This is a genomic window from Arthrobacter sp. BG3, from assembly GCF_056680185.1.
In genome coordinates, this window is sequence record NZ_CM155270.1 from 2,449,319 (window position 1) to 2,464,885 (window position 15,567).

The following is a 15,567-nucleotide window of genomic DNA, read 5'->3' on the forward strand; positions in this document are numbered from 1 at the left end:
TTCGCCAAAGGCTAGCCGCGCCCCGGCGCCGTGGCTAGCATGGCTCCTTGGGGGACTACCCCAATGGCGCGGCGGGCCCGGCCCGCCGCCCGCGCGAAGGAGACTCTAATGACACTGCCCAAAGGTTTGACCCCCGGCGTCTGGACGCTGGACATGTCCCACAGCGAAGTCGGCTTCAGCGTCCGCCACGCCGGCATCAGCAAGGTCCGCGGCCGCTTCAACGAGGCCGCGGCGGAGGCCCGTGTCGGTGATTCCCTCGCCGACTCCAGCCTGCATGCCAGCATCAAGACCGCCAGTTTTGACTCCGGCGATGCCAACCGCGACGCCCACGTCCGCGGCGCCGACTTCTTCGACGTCGAAAAATACCCGGAGATGACCTTCCGCGCGACGGGGATCAAGGGCGACGGCGAGGACTATGTGCTGACCGGCGACCTCACGATCCGCGACGTCACCAAGCCGGTGGATCTGGAGGTCGAGTTCACCGGCGTCGCGGTGGACCCGTTCGGCGCCACCCGCGCCGGGTTCAGCGCGGAGGCGGACATCAGCCGCAAGGAATTCGGCCTGACCTGGAACGCCGCGCTCGAAGCCGGCGGGCTGCTGGTCAGCGACAAGGTCAAGATCAGTGTCGAGGCGGCCCTGGTCAAGCAGGCCTAAGCGTCCCTGCGCCTGGAAGACCGGCGCCGGGAAGACCCGCGCCTAAAAGAGCAGCAGGACGAAGCCGCCGACCGTGGACAGGATGCCCACCCCAGTGAGGATCCAGCCCAGGATCCAAGCCGCATTCTCGTGTTTTGGCGGTGTGAGTCCCCAGCGGGACGGATGGCACACGTCGTAGAAGAGCTCGACGTCGGCCCCGACCACCAGGCCCTGCGACTCGGCCGCCGGCAGCAGGGAACGGTGATCGGCGTCGTGGTGGTCCGTCCAGCTGTACCCCGTGAACCCGCCGGCGCTGATCACTTTGCCGGTGGTGCCGGCCCACAGGCATTGGCGCCGCCGGGATATCCAGCCCCACCCCAGCAGCGGCAGGCCCAGGACAAAACCCACCCACGTCATGACTTCGAGAATGGGGCCCAGAAGATCCCCGACGTTTGTCATCTGCGCGTCCCGGGCCGCAGCGTCAGCGCGTGACGTGTGAGCGGCGCAGGAAGAAGGCGATGCCGGCGCCGGCTAGGACCAGGAGGCCCACGTAGAGCAGGAGCTGCGCAGCCTTCACAGTAACGCCGACGGCCAGCAGGACGAGGGCGAGAATCATCGCAAGCTTCAGGAGTGCAGGCATGGTCCAAGTATTATGCCCTTCCGTGCGTTCGCAAAGCTGCCCGCCCTCCGCCAGCGTCACCGGAGGTATTTCAGCAAATGATCAGGGTGAACCCCTAGCCCGGATCGGCGTCCGGCGGGGGAGAATGGTGCCATGAAGACATTGCTGAATATCATCTGGCTGCTCTTTGGCGGACTCTGGCTCGCGCTCGGTTACTTCATGGCCGGGATCATCTGCTGTCTGCTGATCGTCACCATCCCGTGGGGGCTCGCATCGTTCCGGATCGCGAACTATGCGCTCTGGCCTTTCGGGCGCACCGTGGTGGACCGCCCGGGCGGCACCGGGGTGTTCTCCCTGCTGGGCAACGTCATCTGGCTGCTCGTCGCCGGCATCTGGATCGCGATTGGTCACGTGATCACCGCTTTCGCCATGGCCATCACCATCATTGGCATCCCGCTGGCCATCGCCAACCTCAAGCTGATTCCGGTCTCGCTCATGCCGCTGGGCAAACAGATTGTCCCGAGTGACAAGCCGTTTGCGACCTACCACAAGGCCTACCACTAGCCCGTTCTTGAGGAGGAGTAACGCAATGTCCGAGCCTGCAACAGCTGTTCCGGCACCGTCCGGCCAGGGTGGGGCGCCCACTCCGCCCGAGGACCTCATGCTGGTCATCACCCGCGAATTCCAGGCCCCCATCGCACGGGTATGGTCGGCCCTGACGGACCCGGACCAGGCCGTGGAATGGTGGGGGCCGCGCGGTTTCCACACCCCGCGCGAAAGCATCGACGCTGACCTGGAGATCGGCGGCCTCTACCGGGCCTGCATGGTCCAGGACAGCACCGGGGCGGAGCACTGGTGGAGCGGCGTCCACACGGACATCGAACCGCCCAATCTCTTCGTCTTCACCCATGCCTGGGACAAGCCCGACGGCACCCGGGGCTTCGAAACCGAGGTGACCTTCCAGCTGGACGAGGTCGACGGCGGCACCCGGATGACGTTCAGCCAGGGCCCCTTCGACATGATCGACAACCGCGATGGCCAGGGGGTCGGCTGGCGCGAGTCCTTCGACCGCCTGGCCGACCACCTCCGCCGCAGCCCCTGAGCCACCCAAAACACCAACCAACCAAGCAACGCGGGGTCACTTGGCGCCCATCCCGAGGGGATTTATGGGCGCTAGGTGACCCCGCGTTGCTGTGGGGTTACCGCCCCCGGCGCCGCCTCCGCCGTGCCGGGCGCCGCTCACCCGAGCTCGCGCTGCAGGTTGCGCCGCGCCGCGTCCAGCCACAGCTCCCGGCCCCGCGGGGTGTGGAAGAGCGGATCCAGCTGCAGGAGCTGGCGGACGACGGCGGCGCGTCCGGCGGCAAAGTCGTCGTCGCCGATGTGCGCGAAGTCCTGCCGGACGGCGGCCAGATACCGGGCGTAGGCGGCCGGTTCGCCGCCCAGCACGGAGAGGTCGGCGTCGCTGAGCAGGGCGGCGGCCTCGTCCCCCGGCTCCGGCTGGTGGTCTGCCGTCATCCGCACCAGACGGGCCACCTCGTCCACCTCGGCCGCGGGAAGGCCCGCGTGGGACAGCCGGTCCTCGGCGAGCCTGGCCGACTCCTCCTCGTCCTGCCCGGCGATGCCGCGGTAGACGGCGTCGTGGAACCAGGCGGCCAGCAGCACGGTGCGCGGCGGCTCGGCCGTGCCGGTGAGGAGGTCCAGCGCCTCCAGGACCGCCAGCAGGTGCGTGCGGCCGTGGTATTTCCGGTGTTCCTCGCCCCACCGGTCCAGCAGGTCCAGGAACAGTGCGTCGTGGCCCGGGAGGGCGTCATTCCAGCGTGTGAGCAGCGGGAGCTTGAGTGAGCTGCTACGCCGCCGGGCGGGGATCCGCAGGCCGCTGGCGATCAGCTTGCGGACCAGGATCCGTCCCTCCACCGGGACGGCCCCGGCCGCCACGAGGGCGCTGTACCGGGCCTCGGCGACGTCGTAATGGTCGCCGTCGAAGGCCCGTTCCGGGATGCCGGCCGCCGCGGCGAAGGAGTGCAGTTCCTCCAGCGACGTGTCCGAGATCAGGTGCGAGAAGTGCGTTCCGTGCGCCGGCCAGAGCGGGGGATCAAGGTAGATGGCCATGGGGGAAGTCTAATCCGGCCGTGGATCAGCCCCGGCCGGCATCACTGGCCACGGTGTCGGTCTGCGCCCCGGCGCGCGCCCCGGCCCGTTCCTCCACCTGGGTCCGGCCGCGGTGCGGGTTGGAGCGCACGCCTTCGCCCTGTTCATTGAGCCGGGTTTCCTGCTCGGCCTCCGCGATGGCCGCCGGAGTGATGGTGCCCGCGGAGTTCCAGGCCTTGATCGCGGCCCAGCCCACGGCCACGAGGGGAACGGCAAGGATCGCGCCGATGATGCCGGCGAGGATGGTGCCGGCGGTGAGGGCCAGCAGGATGACGAGGGCGTGCACGTTAAGCGCCTGGCCCATCACGACGGGCTGCAGGAAGTTGCCCTCCAGCTGGTTCACGACGATGACAACGATGATGACGATCAGGGCCGCGAGCGGCCCGTTGGCGACCAGCGCGACGAGCGCGGCGAGAATGCCGGCCAGGGTGGCCCCGATCAGCGGGATGAAGGCCCCGATGAAGGTCAGCGCGGCGAGCGGCAGGGCGAGCGGGACGCCCATGACCACGAGCGCGAGGCCGATGAAGAACGAATCGACCAGCGCCACGATGGAGGTTCCGCGCACGTAGCCGCCGAGCACGCTGAGGCTGCGCTCCCCGGCGCGGCGTGCCTTCACGAGGTTCCCGCCCTTGAACGCCCGCAGCACGAAGGCCCAGATCCTCTCGCCGTCCTTGAGGAAAAAGAACAGGATCACCGCCATGAGCAGGGCGCCGGTGATGAAGTTTCCGGCCGCGCTGAGTCCGGAGATGGCGCCCGCCCCGACGGTGCTGCTGGTGGCGAAGTCGACGACGGCGTCGCACGCCTGCTGGATCTGCTGGTCATCGACCGGGATGGGGCCCGTGCGGATGAAGTCATAGACCCGTTCGAAGCCCTCCGTGGCCTTGCTGGAGAGTTCGTCGGCCTGGCTCATCACGGCGACGACGATGCCGGTGATCACGGCCCCGAACGCGAGAAGCAGCGCCAGGAACGAGAAGGTCGTGGCGGCCGTGCCGGGCCAGCCGCGGCGGCGCAGCCAGTGGACGAAGGGGGCGATCGCGGCGGCCAGAATCAGGGCCAGCAGCGCCGGTATCACCACGAGCCGCACCTGGATCAGGGCATAGACCACCACCACTGAGAGGACCAGCAGCAGGAGGACCTGCGCGGTCCTGATGCTAGCGCGGCCCAGGCTGTCGCTCCAGGGGGTTGTCGTTTCCGGACTGGACATGCTGTTTTGTCTCCCGCTGTCGGACGGTCATGTTACTTACCAACCGTCTCACAGCCGGGGGCCGGGGACAGGCCGCGGTCAGGACGCGGCCGGCAGGATGTTCTGGTTGCCCCGGAAGGTGTTCCCCGGATCGAACTCCCGTTTCACCCGGGCCAGCCGGTTGTAGTTCTCCTCGCCGAAGGCTGCCCGGACCCGCTCCTGGCCCTCATCACCAATGAAGTTCAGCCACACGCCGCCGGTCGCGTAGGGGGAGATGTTCTGCCGGAACCTTGTGACCCAGGCCCTCGCGTCCTGCCCGCCCTGGGGAGTGTCGCCCAGACCGAAGGGATGGGTCACCCAGCTGGCGTTCCGGTTTAGCAGCGGAGTGGTGGCCGCGCCGGCGTCTCCTACTGCGCCGCCCCAGTGGACCAGCAGCTGCTGGGAACTGGGGCCCGGCAGGTTCCGGGCCGAGTCGATGATCACGTCGAGGGCATCATCGGAAAGCTCGTTGTGGTAGTCCGCGCTCCAGTAGTTGTACTTGCCCGGCGGGTCGTCGAGGGAGCACTGGAAATCGGCATAGCTGGTGTCCCCGAGGAGTTCCACGGCAGGGCCCAGCGCGCGGTAGGGCTTGGCGTGTTCGGCACCCTCCGCGGTGTCCCCGGCGTATACGTAGACGACGCCGGCCGCCATCTTGCCGACCATCTCCGGAGGCACGAAGGGTTCGGGCGGGGCAGTGAGGAATGCCATGGTTGCGGACTCCTCGTTCGGCGCCGCGAGTGCCAGTTCCCGGAAGCCTCGGCTGAGCTCGGCAGCCGCAGCGCCTGGCCACAGCATCAGGCCCGCGTGGACCGTCGGTCCGAGCCGGTGCAGGGCCAAAGGTGAAGGACGTGACGACGCCGAAGTTCCCGCCGCCGCCGTGCAGGGCCCAGAACAGTTCGGGGTTTTCCGTCGCGCTGGCCGTCACCTGGTCCCCGTCGGCGGTGACCAGGTCCACGGAGATCAGGTCATCACAGGCAAAGCCGAAGGCCCGCTCCAGCCAGCCGGAGCCGCCGCCGAGAGTGAAGCCGGCAAGGCCCGTCGTGGAGACCCGGCCGCCGGTGAGGGCGAGTCCGTACTCCTGGGTGGCCCGGTCAAACTCCCCGCACGTCAGGCCGGCGCCGGCTGCGACCGTCTGCGCCTCGGGGTCCACGCGGGCTGACTTCATCGGCCGCACGTCCACCACGAGCCCGCCGTCGTTCATTGACATGCCGGCCACCGAATGCCCGCCGGCGCGGACCGCGACGGCAAGTTTGTTCTCCTTCGCATAGTGCAGGGCCTCGGCGACCTCGGCGGGGGTGCTGCAGGGGGCGATCACCGCCGGTCGGCGGTCGATCATGGCGTTGAACAGCGTCCTGGACTCGTCATAGCCAGGGTCAACAGGTGTTATCCACTTCACGGCGGTGCTCCTCGGCGACCGCGGCCCCACCCCTCACCGGAATTTTAAGTCCGACGGCGGTGCCGGGGCTAGGGGAACGGGCTGCGGACCGGCAGGGCCCGGGCGGACGATATTCCGAATCTGCGGACCCCTGAAGGGCGGAGCGCCGCAAATGCGGGTTAGAGTTTCCTTATGCCTAATATCCGCGTTTCCGAGGCCGCACGGCTGCTGGGTGTCAGCGATGACACCATCCGGCGCTGGACCGAGAACGGAAGCCTCACCCCGCTCAGGGACGACGCCGGGCGGCTCGCCGTGGACGGGCTGGAACTCGCGCGGCTCGCCCGGGAGCAGGCCCAGCTTCCGGATGACCCGGCCAAGACGGGGAGCTCGGCCCGCAACCGCTTCGTGGGTCTCGTCACCGCCATTACGGCCGACACCGTGATGGCGCAGGTGGAACTGCAGTGCGGGCCGTTCCGGGTGGTGTCGCTGATGAGCAGCGAGGCCGTGCGCGAACTCGGCCTGGAACTCGGTTCGGTGGCGACCGCCGTCGTCAAAGCCACCACGGTGATCATCGAAACCCCCAAAGGCAAGGGCGTCATATGAGGGCCGTCCGGAGGGCGGGTGCCCTGCTGGCGGCCGGAACGCTGACCGCGGCGCTCGGCGCCTGCGGCCCGGTCGCCGGCGACGGCGGCGCGGCCTCCGGAGACTCCGCGGCCAAGACCGTCACCGTCTTCGCCGCAGCCTCCCTCAAAGCCCCCTTCACCGCGCTCGCCGAACAGTTCGAGGCCGCGCACCCGGGGACCACCGTGACCCTCAGTTTCGCGGGTTCCTCCGACCTCGCCACCCAGATCAGCCAGGGCGCACCGGCGGACGTGTTTGCCTCCGCCGACACCAGGAACATGGCCAAGGTCTCCGAGGCCGCGCTGGTGGAGGGAACGCCCCGGGACTTCGCCAGCAACGTGCTGACCATCGCCGTCCCGCCCGGCAACCCCGCGGCCATCGCCTCCTTTGCGGACCTGGCCCGGCCGGGCGTCAAGACCGTCGTCTGCGCGCCGCAGGTGCCGTGCGGCGCGGCCGCAAAGACGGTCGAGAAGGAAACCGGCACCACGCTGAAGCCGGTCAGTGAGGAATCATCCGTGACCGACGTCCTGGGCAAAGTCATCTCGGGAGAGGCCGACGCCGGGCTGGTCTACGTCACGGACGTCAAGACCGCAGGGGCCAAGGTGCAGGAAATCCCCTTCGCGGAGTCCGCCAAGGCTGTCAACACCTATCCGATCGCCGCGCTGCGGACCAGCAGGAACAAGGACCTTGCGGCCGCCTTCATCGCGGCGGTCACGGGGCCCGACGGCCGGCAGCTCCTCCGCGACGCCGGCTTCGGCACCCCTTAGGACCGCATGAATCACCGGAAAATCAGCGCGTACAGCGGGATTCCCCGCTGGGTGCTGGCCATTGCCGCCGCCGGGGCGCTGTTTGTGCTGCTCCCGCTCGCGGCCATGGTTGCCAGGGTCAACTGGCCGCAGTTCATCCCGCTGGTCACGTCCGAAGCGTCCCTGACCGCCCTCGGCCTGAGCCTCCGCACCGCCGCCGCGAGCACGGTGCTGTGCGTGCTTTTCGGGGTGCCGCTGGCGCTGGTGCTGGCCCGCGGCGACTTCCCGGGCCAGCGGCTGCTGCGGTCCTTTGTCCTGCTGCCGCTCGTCCTGCCGCCGGTCGTGGGCGGCATCGCGCTGCTCTACGCCTTCGGCCGCCAGGGCCTGCTGGGCAGGAGCCTCGAAGTCGCGGGCATCCAGATCGCGTTCTCGACGACGGCGGTGGTGCTCGCCCAGACGTTCGTGGCCTTGCCGTTCCTCGTGGTCAGCCTCGAAGGCGCCCTCCGGTCGGCCGGAAGCCGGTACGAGGCCGTCGCCGCAACCCTCGGCGCGCGCCCCACCACCGTGCTGCGCCGGGTCACCCTGCCCCTGGTCCTGCCGGGGCTCGCGTCCGGGGCCGTGCTCTCCTTCGCGAGGAGCCTGGGTGAATTCGGCGCCACGCTCACCTTCGCCGGAAGCCTGCCGGGCGTCACCCGCACGCTGCCGCTGGAAATCTACCTGCAGCGCGAGACCGACGCCGACGCCGCCGTCGCCCTGTCCCTCCTGCTGGTCGTGGTGGCGGTCATCGTCGTCGGGCTCTCCTACCGGGGTCCCGCGCCGGCCGGCCCCGGCCGCGCCCGCAGTCCCGGCAGCGCTGGCAATCATGGGGGCGTGGCGCCATGACGTTCACGTTCGACGCCGCCCTTGCCGCCCGCCGCTTCGAGGTCTCGCTGAGCCTGGCGCCCGGCGAGACGGTCGCGGTACTCGGGCCGAACGGGGCCGGGAAGTCCACGCTGCTCGCCGTGATCGCCGGGCTGCTCCGCCCCGACGCCGGCCGGGCCGAAGTGGACGGCCGGGTCCTGTTCGAGCTCGGCGCGGGCGTGCACACCTGGACCGCGCCGCACCGCCGCGGGACCGCCCTGCTGGCCCAGGACCCGCTGCTCTTCCCACACCTGAGCGCCCTCGAAAACGTCGCCTTCGGGCCCCGGAGCGTGGGGGTGCCCAAACGGGAGGCCCGCGAGACCGCCCGGCACTGGCTGGCCGAGGTCGACGCCGCCGACCTCGCCGCCCGGCGGCCCGGGGAACTGTCCGGCGGGCAGGCGCAGCGCGTGGCGGCCGCCCGTGCCCTGGCCGTGAATCCGGAGGTCCTGCTGCTCGATGAGCCGCTGTCCGCGCTGGACATCCACGCAGCTCCGCTGCTGCGCCGGCTGCTCAAGCGGGTGCTGGCCGGGCGGCGCGCCATCATCGTCACCCACGACGTCCTGGATGCCTACATGCTCGCGGACCGGGTGATCGTGATGGAGGACGGCCGGATCACCGAGGACGGTCCCACGCGGGAGGTCCTCCGGCGGCCCCGCAGCCGGTTCGCTGCCGGACTGGCCGGACTGAACCTGGTGCCGGGGACCGTGACGGCCGCCGGGATCCGGTCCGCCGAGGGCCTTGAATTCGCAGGCCAGCACGACGGGCCGCTCGACGCCGGGCAGGCCGGCGTGGCGGCGTTCCCGCCGTCGGCCGTGTCGGTGTTCCTGGGCGAGGCGCACGGCAGCCCGCGGAATTCGTTCCGCGTCACGGTCACTGACCTGGAGCCGCACGGGGACCAGATCCGGGTCCGCGCCGGCGAGCTGTCCGCGGACGTGACCCCTGCTGCCTCCGCGGACCTCGGGCTGGCCCCCGGGCTCGCGGTCTATTTTGTGGTCAAGGCCGCCGCGGTGTCGATCTACCCGGCCTGACGGCGGCCGGAGGTGCCCGGCTCCCCGCGGTCCTTGCGGATGGGGTGCTGGCTCACGATCGAGACCCGGTTGAAGGCGTTCATGGCGATGACCAGCCAGCTGATGGCGGAGAATTCCCCGTCCGTGAGGTGCCTCCTGGCGGCGGCGCCGTCGTGCTCGCGGGCGCGGGCGTCCGAGATATTGGTGATGGCCTCGGCGAGGGTGAGGGCGGCGCGTTCCTTCTCAGTGAAGAGGTCAGTGTCGCGCCAAGCCGGGAGGACGGCAAGGCGCTGCGCCGATTCGCCGTTCTTCACGGCGTCGCCCACGTGCAGGTCCAGGCAGTACGCGCAGCCGTTGATCTGGGAGATGCGGACATTCAGCAGCTCAATCAGCGTCCGGTCCAGGCCGGCCTCGTCGGCGGCCTCCTTGGCCTTCAGGCCGAGGCCGTTGAGTGCCCGCCAGGCGGCCGGGTGCTCCTTGTCCAGAAAAACGGACCCAGTGGTGTGGTGCTGCGCTGCCGCTGTCTCATCCATGATCAAAAGAGTACCCACGGGAAACCCCAAAACGGCACGTGACAAAGTTGTCACGTGTGTGACAAGATGCTTGAACAGCGAAATACCCTGCAGGAGCGGCCCCCGGTCGCTCCAGGAGCTGGTCCGCCGACATCGGACCGGCGCCCATCATTCGACGGTCGGCTCCTTGGGGGAGCCGACCGTCGAAATGGTTTAACGGCACCTGCGCAGCCGCGGGCCCGCCCGGCACCGCCGGGACATGCCCAGTCCCGCGCCTGAGCAGCGGACATATTGGCATTTTGTCCAGTGGCCCGCGCGCCCGGAGGGCATGTCCACTCCCGGGGCCGGCGCTGCGGGGGACATGCCCATTGGGCGGACCCAGCCCCGGAGGACATGTCCAGTCCCCGGCCCGAGCAGTGGACATATTGGCATTACGTCCAGTGGCCCGCGCGCCCGGAGGGCATGTCCCGCGGGGGTGGGGCTGGGGGTTTGGGGTGCCTGACGTGCCCGCGGGGGACTCCGGCCCTAGACAGCCGTTTCGCTGTCGGCAAACATGGAGCCAAGGAGACTCAATGCAAAGTTGAGCGGAGTACACTCAACTTTAAGACCAGCATGTTCCCGGAAGGAGCTCTCTTTGGACGCCAAATTCACCACCAAGAGCCAGGAGGCGCTGGCGGCTGCCGCCATGAACGCCTCGACGGCGGGCAATCCCCAGCTCGAACCCGCGCACCTGCTCAAGGCGCTGATGGACCAGCGTGAAGGCGTTGCCGTGGCGCTCCTCCGGGCCACCGGCTCGGACCCGGATTCCGTCAGTGTCCAGGCCAGCACGGCTATCAAGGCCCTCCCGTCCACCTCCGGCAGTTCGGTACAGCAGCCGCAGTTGTCCCGCACCGCCCTGCAGGCCATCAAGAATGCCCAGAATGAAGCCGAGCGGCTCGGCGACAGCTTCGTCTCCACCGAGCACCTGCTCCTCGGGCTGGCGTCCGGCAGTGACACCGTGGGCAAGCTGATGCGCGACGCCGGGGCATCCCACGAGGCCCTGCTCGCTGCCCTGCCGGGGGTCCGCGGCGACCGCAAGGTGGACACCGCCGACCCCGAAAACACCTTCCAGGCGCTGGAGAAGTACGGCACCGACCTCACCGCCATCGCCCGCTCGGGCAAGCTGGACCCGGTGATCGGCCGCGACGCCGAGATCCGCCGCATCATCCAGGTGCTGAGCCGCCGGACCAAGAACAACCCCGTCATCATCGGCGAGCCCGGCGTCGGCAAGACAGCCGTCGTCGAAGGCCTTGCCCAGCGGATTGTCGCCAATGATGTTCCCGAGAGCCTGCGCGGCAAGACCCTGATCGCACTGGACCTCGCCTCCATGGTGGCCGGCGCCAAGTACCGCGGCGAATTCGAGGAGCGGCTCAAGGCCGTGCTGGAGGAGATCAAGGGCTCGGAAGGCCAGATCGTCACCTTCATCGACGAGATCCACACCGTGGTCGGGGCCGGCGCGTCCGGGGACAGTTCCATGGACGCCGGCAACATGCTCAAGCCCATGCTGGCCCGCGGCGAGCTCCGGCTGATCGGTGCCACCACCCTGGACGAGTACCGCGAAAACATTGAGAAGGACCCCGCGCTGGAACGCCGCTTCCAGCAGGTCTTCGTCGGGGAGCCGAGCGTGGAGGACACCATCGGCATCCTGCGCGGACTTAAGGAACGCTACGAGGCGCACCACAAGGTCGCCATCGCCGACTCCGCACTGGTGGCCGCCGCGACACTCTCGAACCGCTACATCTCCGGCCGGCAGCTGCCGGACAAAGCGATTGACCTCGTCGACGAGGCCGCCTCCCGGCTGCGGATGGAGATCGATTCCGCCCCGGAGGAAATCGACCAGCTGAAACGTTCCGTGGACCGCCTCACCATGGAGGAACTGGCCCTGGCCAACGAGACCGATCCCTCGTCCGTGGAACGGCTGGCCGCAATCCGGGCGGACAAGGCGGACAAGAAGGAAGAACTGGCCGGGCTCAACGCCCGCTGGGAAGCCGAGAAAGCCGGCCTGAACCGCGTCGGCGACCTCAAGGCCCGGATCGACGAGCTGCGTTCCGCCGCCGAAAAATCCCAGCGTGAAGGCGACCTCGAGGCGGCCTCGAGGATCCTCTACGGCGAACTTCCCGCCCTGGAGCGGGAACTCAACCAGGCCGCCGAAGCGGAGTCCGCCCGGGTGGCCGGCGGCGGCGCCAAGCAGGACCTTATGGTTGCCGAAGAGGTCACCGCCGACGACATCGCCGAGGTGATTTCGGCCTGGACCGGCATCCCCGCCGGCCGCATGCTGCAGGGCGAGAGCCAGAAGCTGCTGGAGATGGAACACGTGCTGGGCGAGCGGCTGATCGGCCAGACCAAGGCTGTCACCGCGGTCTCCGACGCCGTCCGCCGCGCCCGGGCCGGGATCAGCGACCCCAACCGGCCCACCGGTTCCTTCCTCTTCCTCGGCCCCACCGGCGTCGGCAAGACCGAGTTGGCGAAGGCCCTGGCCGACTTCCTGTTCGACGACGAACGCGCCATGGTGCGCATCGACATGTCCGAGTACTCGGAGAAGCACTCCGTGGCCCGCCTCGTCGGGGCTCCCCCCGGCTACGTCGGCTATGAGGAAGGCGGCCAGCTCACCGAGGCCGTCCGCCGCCGCCCGTACTCCGTGCTGCTGCTGGACGAGGTGGAGAAGGCCCACCCCGAGGTGTTCGACATCCTGCTGCAGGTGCTCGACGACGGCCGCCTCACCGACGGCCAGGGCCGCACCGTGGACTTCCGCAACGTGATCCTGGTCCTGACCTCCAACCTGGGCAGCCAGTTCCTGGTCGACCCGGCCCTGGACGCGAACGCCAAGCGCGAGGCCGTGATGGCCACCGTGCACGCGTCCTTCAAGCCCGAGTTCCTGAACCGGCTCGACGAAGTGGTGCTGTTCGACCCGCTGAACGTCGAGGAGCTGTCCCGGATCGTGGAGCTGCAGGTCAAGGAACTGGGCGAACGCCTCAAGGGCCGCCGGCTCAACCTCGAAGTGACCGAGGGCGCCCGCGCCTGGCTCGCAGTGACCGGCTTCGACCCGGCCTACGGTGCCCGGCCGCTGCGCCGGCTAGTCCAGCGTGAAATTGGGGACCGGCTGGCCAAGGCCATCCTGGCCGGCGAGATCACGGACGGCGACACCGTGCTCGTGGACACCGCCCCAGACCTCACGGAACTCACCCTGGGCGGTTCCGAAAGGTCGGACCGGCCCTACGACGGCGCCTCCACCGGCAGCGGGCTCTCCGTAAGCCGCAAGGAATAGGCCCCGCAGCCTCAAACGGGAACTGCCAGCCGGACTGTGGTCCGGCTGGCAGTTCTGTGTAGATGGCATGGTGTCCTCGCGGCCCGGCAGGTTATCGTGGGGCCCTGTGCCCCGGCAGCCCGGCAGGAAGTCCCTAAGGAATCAGCGATTCCATGATGACGTTCCCGTTGTCCGCGGTGACGTAGCAGTCGACGCGGCGGTCGCCGTTGTCCCAGCTCGTGGAGCTCGGGTAGGCGTTGCGCTGCTTCAGGTCGTAGTTGGTGGCAGCGGCGGCCAGCTGCGCATTGCGGCAGGTCTCGCGGCCTTTGTCCTTCAGCGCGGACAGGCCGGGATAGGAGTCCGACTGCTGATAATGGTGCACGGCGATCAGCTGTGCCGAGTGCCCCGCGGCGCAATCCACGATGGTGGACTGCGGCGCCTCCGGGTCGAAGTCCTTGAAGCAGTCACCGAGCTGGAAGTCCAGCGGACCGACCCCTTCCAGCGGAAGCGGCCCGCGGCTCGCGGGGGCCGACGGCGTCGCGGGCGCAGCGGGGGAGGCGCCCGCGTCAGGCTGCTTGCTGCCGCCGCCGCCCAGCGACGTCAACCACCAGATCAGCAGACCCATAACGACGACGGCGGCAACCGCGGCACCGATTCTCGCGGGGCTCTGCCGGCGTACCAGAGCACCCAGCTGCCATGCCTTTTCCGAAGCCGCCCTGCCGGCCCCCGCCAGGGCGGCGCCGCCGGCGCCGGTGGAGCCCATGGCGCCCTGGGCACTCCGGGCTCCACGGCCGTCCCGGCGCGGGCCGGGCATGCCGGCGTCGGGCTGGCTGACCGGCGGCACGGACAGGCGGGCTGGCTGCGTCGCGGGCTGCGTTGCGGTCGGGGCAGCCAACGGCACGACCGGCGTCGCGGACGTCGGCGGCGTGGCCGGCTTCGGCGGAACGGCAGATGGCTCGAAGGCCGGTACGGCCGGTGAGGCGGGGACGGGCCGTTCTCCGGGTGCGCCGGCAGCGGAAACCCCGGGCCCTTCGTTCTCTTCGGTCACTGAGAATTCACCACTTCCGTGCATCTTTTCCGCGGCTGGGCGCCCGCCGGAGGGACCCGTTTCCGGAAGTCCACTACGGAACTCTATCTAAGATGCCGGGCGGGCCGCACGCCGCCGGGGAGCCGGCCGGGGTTGCGGGGGGGCGCCACACTGTCCACGGCGGCCGCCGCGGGGAGCAGTTACTGCTGAAAGCATGTAATCTAGGTGTACGACAAATTGACCAAACATTCCGGGGCCTCACTAACGCCAATGGTGACCACCTCCGGTCCGAGTACAAAAGGGGGTCACGCCATGGGGCGCGGCCGTCAAAAGGCAAAAGCTACCAAGCAGGCTCGGGATATTAAGTACTATTCCCCGAACACTGACTACACTGCGCTTCAGCGTGAGCTTAAAAGCTCTGAGGTTCGTGCACCGAGTCGGTTCTCGAATGAGCCTGTAGAGCCGGATTATTCGGCCTATGTGGATAAGTACGCGGACGATGTGGAAGAGGACGACGACGAGGTAGATTCCCGTCGGATAGGTTAGTCGACACTTCTTTCCGGCATGCTCTTCCGTTAGCGGATTGCCGACCACATGATTTCAGGCCCGCCGGCCGCTCCCTCTCGGGAAGCGGACGGCGGGTTTTCTGCTCCGGGAGGACTGCCATGACCATTCGCACAGGGTTCACAGACGGCGAGATCTGCTGGACGGACCTGCAGACCAGTGACGTGGGCGCGGCCAAGGCCTTCTATGCCGCCGTGTTCGGCTGGCGCTATGAGGACCTGCCCACCCCGGACGGGCGCAGCTACGCGCAGGCTTTCCTGGGCGGGGACCTGGTCACCGTGATCGCGCCGCAGAACCCGCAGCAGCAGGCCGCCGGAGCGCCCGGGCAGTGGAACGTGTACTTCGCGTCCTCCGATGCGCGGGAACTCGCCGACGGACTGGTCCATGCCGGCGGCAGCCTGGAGTTCGGCCCCGAGCCGGTGGGCGGAACCGGGGTGATGGTCTTCTTCGCCCCGCCCGGAGGAGGCGCCACCGGCGCGTGGCAGGCCGGGAGCCACTTCGGTGCCGGCCGCAGCGGGGAACCCGGTGCCCTGGCCTGGGCCGAACTGCTGACGCCCGAGCCGCAGTCCGCCGTCGGGTTCTTCCAGCAGTTGTTCGGGCATGACGTCACGGAGTATCCGCAGGACGACGGCGGCAGGTACACCACGCTGATGGTGGACGGCGCGGAGGTGGCCGGGATCGCCGCAGTCCCCGCGGGGGCCGAGGGCACGCTTAAGCCCGGGTGGCAGGTGTACTTCGGGGTGTCCGGCGTCGCCGAAGCGGTCGCGGCGGCGGTGGCTGCCGGCGGCAGAGTCCTGATTGAACCGGACGAGGTCGACGAAGCCGGCACCATCGCCACCCTCGAGGACCCGCAGGGCGGCGTGTTCAGCATCCTGGAGGTCTGAGCCCGGGTACCCGGAGTGAGCTTAAG

General features: G+C 69.2%; 17 protein-coding genes and 1 pseudogene. 10 read left to right on the forward strand and 8 right to left on the reverse strand.

Going from position 1 to position 15,567, the window contains the following annotated elements:
* The first annotated feature begins 108 nt into the window (after positions 1–108).
* Positions 109–654 (forward strand): YceI family protein, encoded by a 546-nt coding sequence (locus AC1MFL_RS10900; RefSeq protein WP_479809655.1) that lies wholly within the window; start codon positions 109–111, stop codon positions 652–654.
* 42 nt (positions 655–696) lie between these two features.
* On the opposite strand, the gene AC1MFL_RS10905 is transcribed toward AC1MFL_RS10900, so the two are convergent.
* A complete protein-coding gene (locus AC1MFL_RS10905; protein ID WP_479809656.1) occupies positions 697–1,092 on the reverse strand; it encodes a hypothetical protein in 396 nt (131 codons plus the stop codon).
* Between the two features lie 22 nt (positions 1,093–1,114).
* A complete protein-coding gene (locus AC1MFL_RS10910) occupies positions 1,115–1,273 on the reverse strand; it encodes a hypothetical protein (RefSeq protein ID WP_479809657.1) in 159 nt (52 codons plus the stop codon).
* Between the two features lie 132 nt (positions 1,274–1,405).
* On the opposite strand from AC1MFL_RS10910, the gene AC1MFL_RS10915 reads away from it, so the two are divergent.
* Together AC1MFL_RS10915 and AC1MFL_RS10920 are read left to right on the forward strand one after the other, a co-directional pair.
* Entirely contained in the window at positions 1,406–1,816 is a 411-nt protein-coding gene (locus tag AC1MFL_RS10915) for a YccF domain-containing protein (RefSeq protein ID WP_479809659.1), read from the forward strand.
* Between the two features lie 25 nt (positions 1,817–1,841).
* A complete protein-coding gene (locus tag AC1MFL_RS10920) occupies positions 1,842–2,354 on the forward strand; it encodes an SRPBCC family protein (protein ID WP_479809661.1) in 513 nt (170 codons plus the stop codon).
* A 137-nt stretch (positions 2,355–2,491) separates the two neighbouring features.
* Here the strand turns inward: AC1MFL_RS10920 and AC1MFL_RS10925 are convergent, their stop codons facing one another.
* From AC1MFL_RS10925 to AC1MFL_RS10940, 4 genes and pseudogenes are all read right to left on the reverse strand, one after another.
* A complete protein-coding gene (locus AC1MFL_RS10925) occupies positions 2,492–3,361 on the reverse strand; it encodes a DUF4031 domain-containing protein (protein WP_479809663.1) in 870 nt (289 codons plus the stop codon).
* A 25-nt stretch (positions 3,362–3,386) separates the two neighbouring features.
* A complete protein-coding gene (locus AC1MFL_RS10930) occupies positions 3,387–4,604 on the reverse strand; it encodes an AI-2E family transporter (RefSeq protein WP_479809665.1) in 1,218 nt (405 codons plus the stop codon).
* Between the two features lie 78 nt (positions 4,605–4,682).
* Positions 4,683–5,330, reverse strand: a complete 648-nt coding sequence (locus AC1MFL_RS10935; protein ID WP_479809667.1) for a BBE domain-containing protein — start codon at positions 5,328–5,330, stop codon at positions 4,683–4,685.
* Positions 5,331–5,598: 268 nt separating this feature from the next.
* Positions 5,599–5,958: pseudogene (locus AC1MFL_RS10940) on the reverse strand (FAD-binding oxidoreductase); the annotation flags it as partial.
* A 231-nt stretch (positions 5,959–6,189) separates the two neighbouring features.
* Here AC1MFL_RS10940 and AC1MFL_RS10945 point away from each other — a divergent pair.
* Genes AC1MFL_RS10945 through AC1MFL_RS10960 form a run of 4 tightly spaced genes read left to right on the forward strand, consistent with a single transcriptional unit; the run spans position 6,190 to position 9,292 of the window.
* On the forward strand, positions 6,190–6,600 hold the full coding sequence (locus tag AC1MFL_RS10945; RefSeq protein ID WP_479809669.1) for a TOBE domain-containing protein: 411 nt from the start codon (positions 6,190–6,192) through the stop codon (positions 6,598–6,600).
* Entirely contained in the window at positions 6,597–7,385 is a 789-nt protein-coding gene (gene modA, locus AC1MFL_RS10950; protein WP_479809671.1) for a molybdate ABC transporter substrate-binding protein, read from the forward strand. Before AC1MFL_RS10945 ends, modA begins: the two co-directional genes overlap by 4 nt.
* A 6-nt stretch (positions 7,386–7,391) precedes the next feature.
* Positions 7,392–8,246, forward strand: a complete 855-nt coding sequence (locus tag AC1MFL_RS10955) for an ABC transporter permease (protein ID WP_479809673.1) — start codon at positions 7,392–7,394, stop codon at positions 8,244–8,246.
* A complete protein-coding gene (locus AC1MFL_RS10960; RefSeq protein WP_479809675.1) occupies positions 8,243–9,292 on the forward strand; it encodes a sulfate/molybdate ABC transporter ATP-binding protein in 1,050 nt (349 codons plus the stop codon). Before AC1MFL_RS10955 ends, AC1MFL_RS10960 begins: the two co-directional genes overlap by 4 nt.
* Here the strand turns inward: AC1MFL_RS10960 and AC1MFL_RS10965 are convergent.
* Positions 9,280–9,804 carry a carboxymuconolactone decarboxylase family protein gene (locus AC1MFL_RS10965; protein WP_301230016.1) on the reverse strand — a complete coding sequence of 175 codons (525 nt, stop codon included), beginning with the start codon at positions 9,802–9,804 and terminating at the stop codon, positions 9,280–9,282. The two genes, AC1MFL_RS10960 and AC1MFL_RS10965, sit on opposite strands and share 13 nt — an antisense overlap.
* 613 nt (positions 9,805–10,417) lie before the next feature.
* Between AC1MFL_RS10965 and clpB the strand changes: the two genes are divergently transcribed.
* Entirely contained in the window at positions 10,418–13,087 is a 2,670-nt protein-coding gene (clpB, locus tag AC1MFL_RS10970) for an ATP-dependent chaperone ClpB (protein ID WP_479809678.1), read from the forward strand.
* Positions 13,088–13,220: 133 nt separating this feature from the next.
* Here clpB and AC1MFL_RS10975 read toward each other — a convergent pair whose 3' ends face one another.
* The gene (locus AC1MFL_RS10975; protein ID WP_479809680.1) at positions 13,221–14,114 is read right to left on the reverse strand and encodes a septum formation family protein; all 894 of its coding nucleotides are present in this window, start codon (positions 14,112–14,114) and stop codon (positions 13,221–13,223) included.
* A 291-nt stretch (positions 14,115–14,405) separates the two neighbouring features.
* On the opposite strand from AC1MFL_RS10975, the gene AC1MFL_RS10980 reads away from it, so the two are divergent.
* Together AC1MFL_RS10980 and AC1MFL_RS10985 are read left to right on the forward strand one after the other, a co-directional pair.
* The gene (locus AC1MFL_RS10980) at positions 14,406–14,639 is read left to right on the forward strand and encodes a DUF3073 domain-containing protein (RefSeq protein ID WP_024364970.1); all 234 of its coding nucleotides are present in this window, start codon (positions 14,406–14,408) and stop codon (positions 14,637–14,639) included.
* A gap of 119 nt (positions 14,640–14,758) precedes the next feature.
* Positions 14,759–15,541: a VOC family protein gene (locus tag AC1MFL_RS10985; RefSeq protein WP_479809682.1), complete on the forward strand. Its 783-nt coding sequence runs from the start codon at positions 14,759–14,761 to the stop codon at positions 15,539–15,541.
* The last annotated feature ends 26 nt before the right edge of the window (positions 15,542–15,567 follow it).

Excerpts from the sequence above, each read along its gene's own strand:
- AC1MFL_RS10925 (WP_479809663.1), bottom strand. The coding sequence starts at position 3,361 with ATGGCCATCTACCTTGATCCCCCGCTCTGGCCGGCGCACGGAACGCAC.
- AC1MFL_RS10900 (WP_479809655.1), top strand. The coding sequence starts at position 109 with ATGACACTGCCCAAAGGTTTGACCCCCGGCGTCTGGACGCTGGACATG.
- AC1MFL_RS10920 (WP_479809661.1), top strand. The coding sequence starts at position 1,842 with ATGTCCGAGCCTGCAACAGCTGTTCCGGCACCGTCCGGCCAGGGTGGG.
- AC1MFL_RS10915 (WP_479809659.1), top strand. The coding sequence starts at position 1,406 with ATGAAGACATTGCTGAATATCATCTGGCTGCTCTTTGGCGGACTCTGG.
- modA (WP_479809671.1), top strand. The coding sequence starts at position 6,597 with ATGAGGGCCGTCCGGAGGGCGGGTGCCCTGCTGGCGGCCGGAACGCTG.
- AC1MFL_RS10935 (WP_479809667.1), bottom strand. The coding sequence starts at position 5,330 with ATGGCATTCCTCACTGCCCCGCCCGAACCCTTCGTGCCTCCGGAGATG.
- AC1MFL_RS10980 (WP_024364970.1), top strand. The coding sequence starts at position 14,406 with ATGGGGCGCGGCCGTCAAAAGGCAAAAGCTACCAAGCAGGCTCGGGAT.
- AC1MFL_RS10960 (WP_479809675.1), top strand. The coding sequence starts at position 8,243 with ATGACGTTCACGTTCGACGCCGCCCTTGCCGCCCGCCGCTTCGAGGTC.
- AC1MFL_RS10905 (WP_479809656.1), bottom strand. The coding sequence starts at position 1,092 with ATGACAAACGTCGGGGATCTTCTGGGCCCCATTCTCGAAGTCATGACG.
- AC1MFL_RS10930 (WP_479809665.1), bottom strand. The coding sequence starts at position 4,604 with ATGTCCAGTCCGGAAACGACAACCCCCTGGAGCGACAGCCTGGGCCGC.
- AC1MFL_RS10985 (WP_479809682.1), top strand. The coding sequence starts at position 14,759 with ATGACCATTCGCACAGGGTTCACAGACGGCGAGATCTGCTGGACGGAC.
- AC1MFL_RS10965 (WP_301230016.1), bottom strand. The coding sequence starts at position 9,804 with ATGGATGAGACAGCGGCAGCGCAGCACCACACCACTGGGTCCGTTTTT.
- AC1MFL_RS10910 (WP_479809657.1), bottom strand. The coding sequence starts at position 1,273 with ATGCCTGCACTCCTGAAGCTTGCGATGATTCTCGCCCTCGTCCTGCTG.
- AC1MFL_RS10955 (WP_479809673.1), top strand. The coding sequence starts at position 7,392 with ATGAATCACCGGAAAATCAGCGCGTACAGCGGGATTCCCCGCTGGGTG.
- AC1MFL_RS10945 (WP_479809669.1), top strand. The coding sequence starts at position 6,190 with ATGCCTAATATCCGCGTTTCCGAGGCCGCACGGCTGCTGGGTGTCAGC.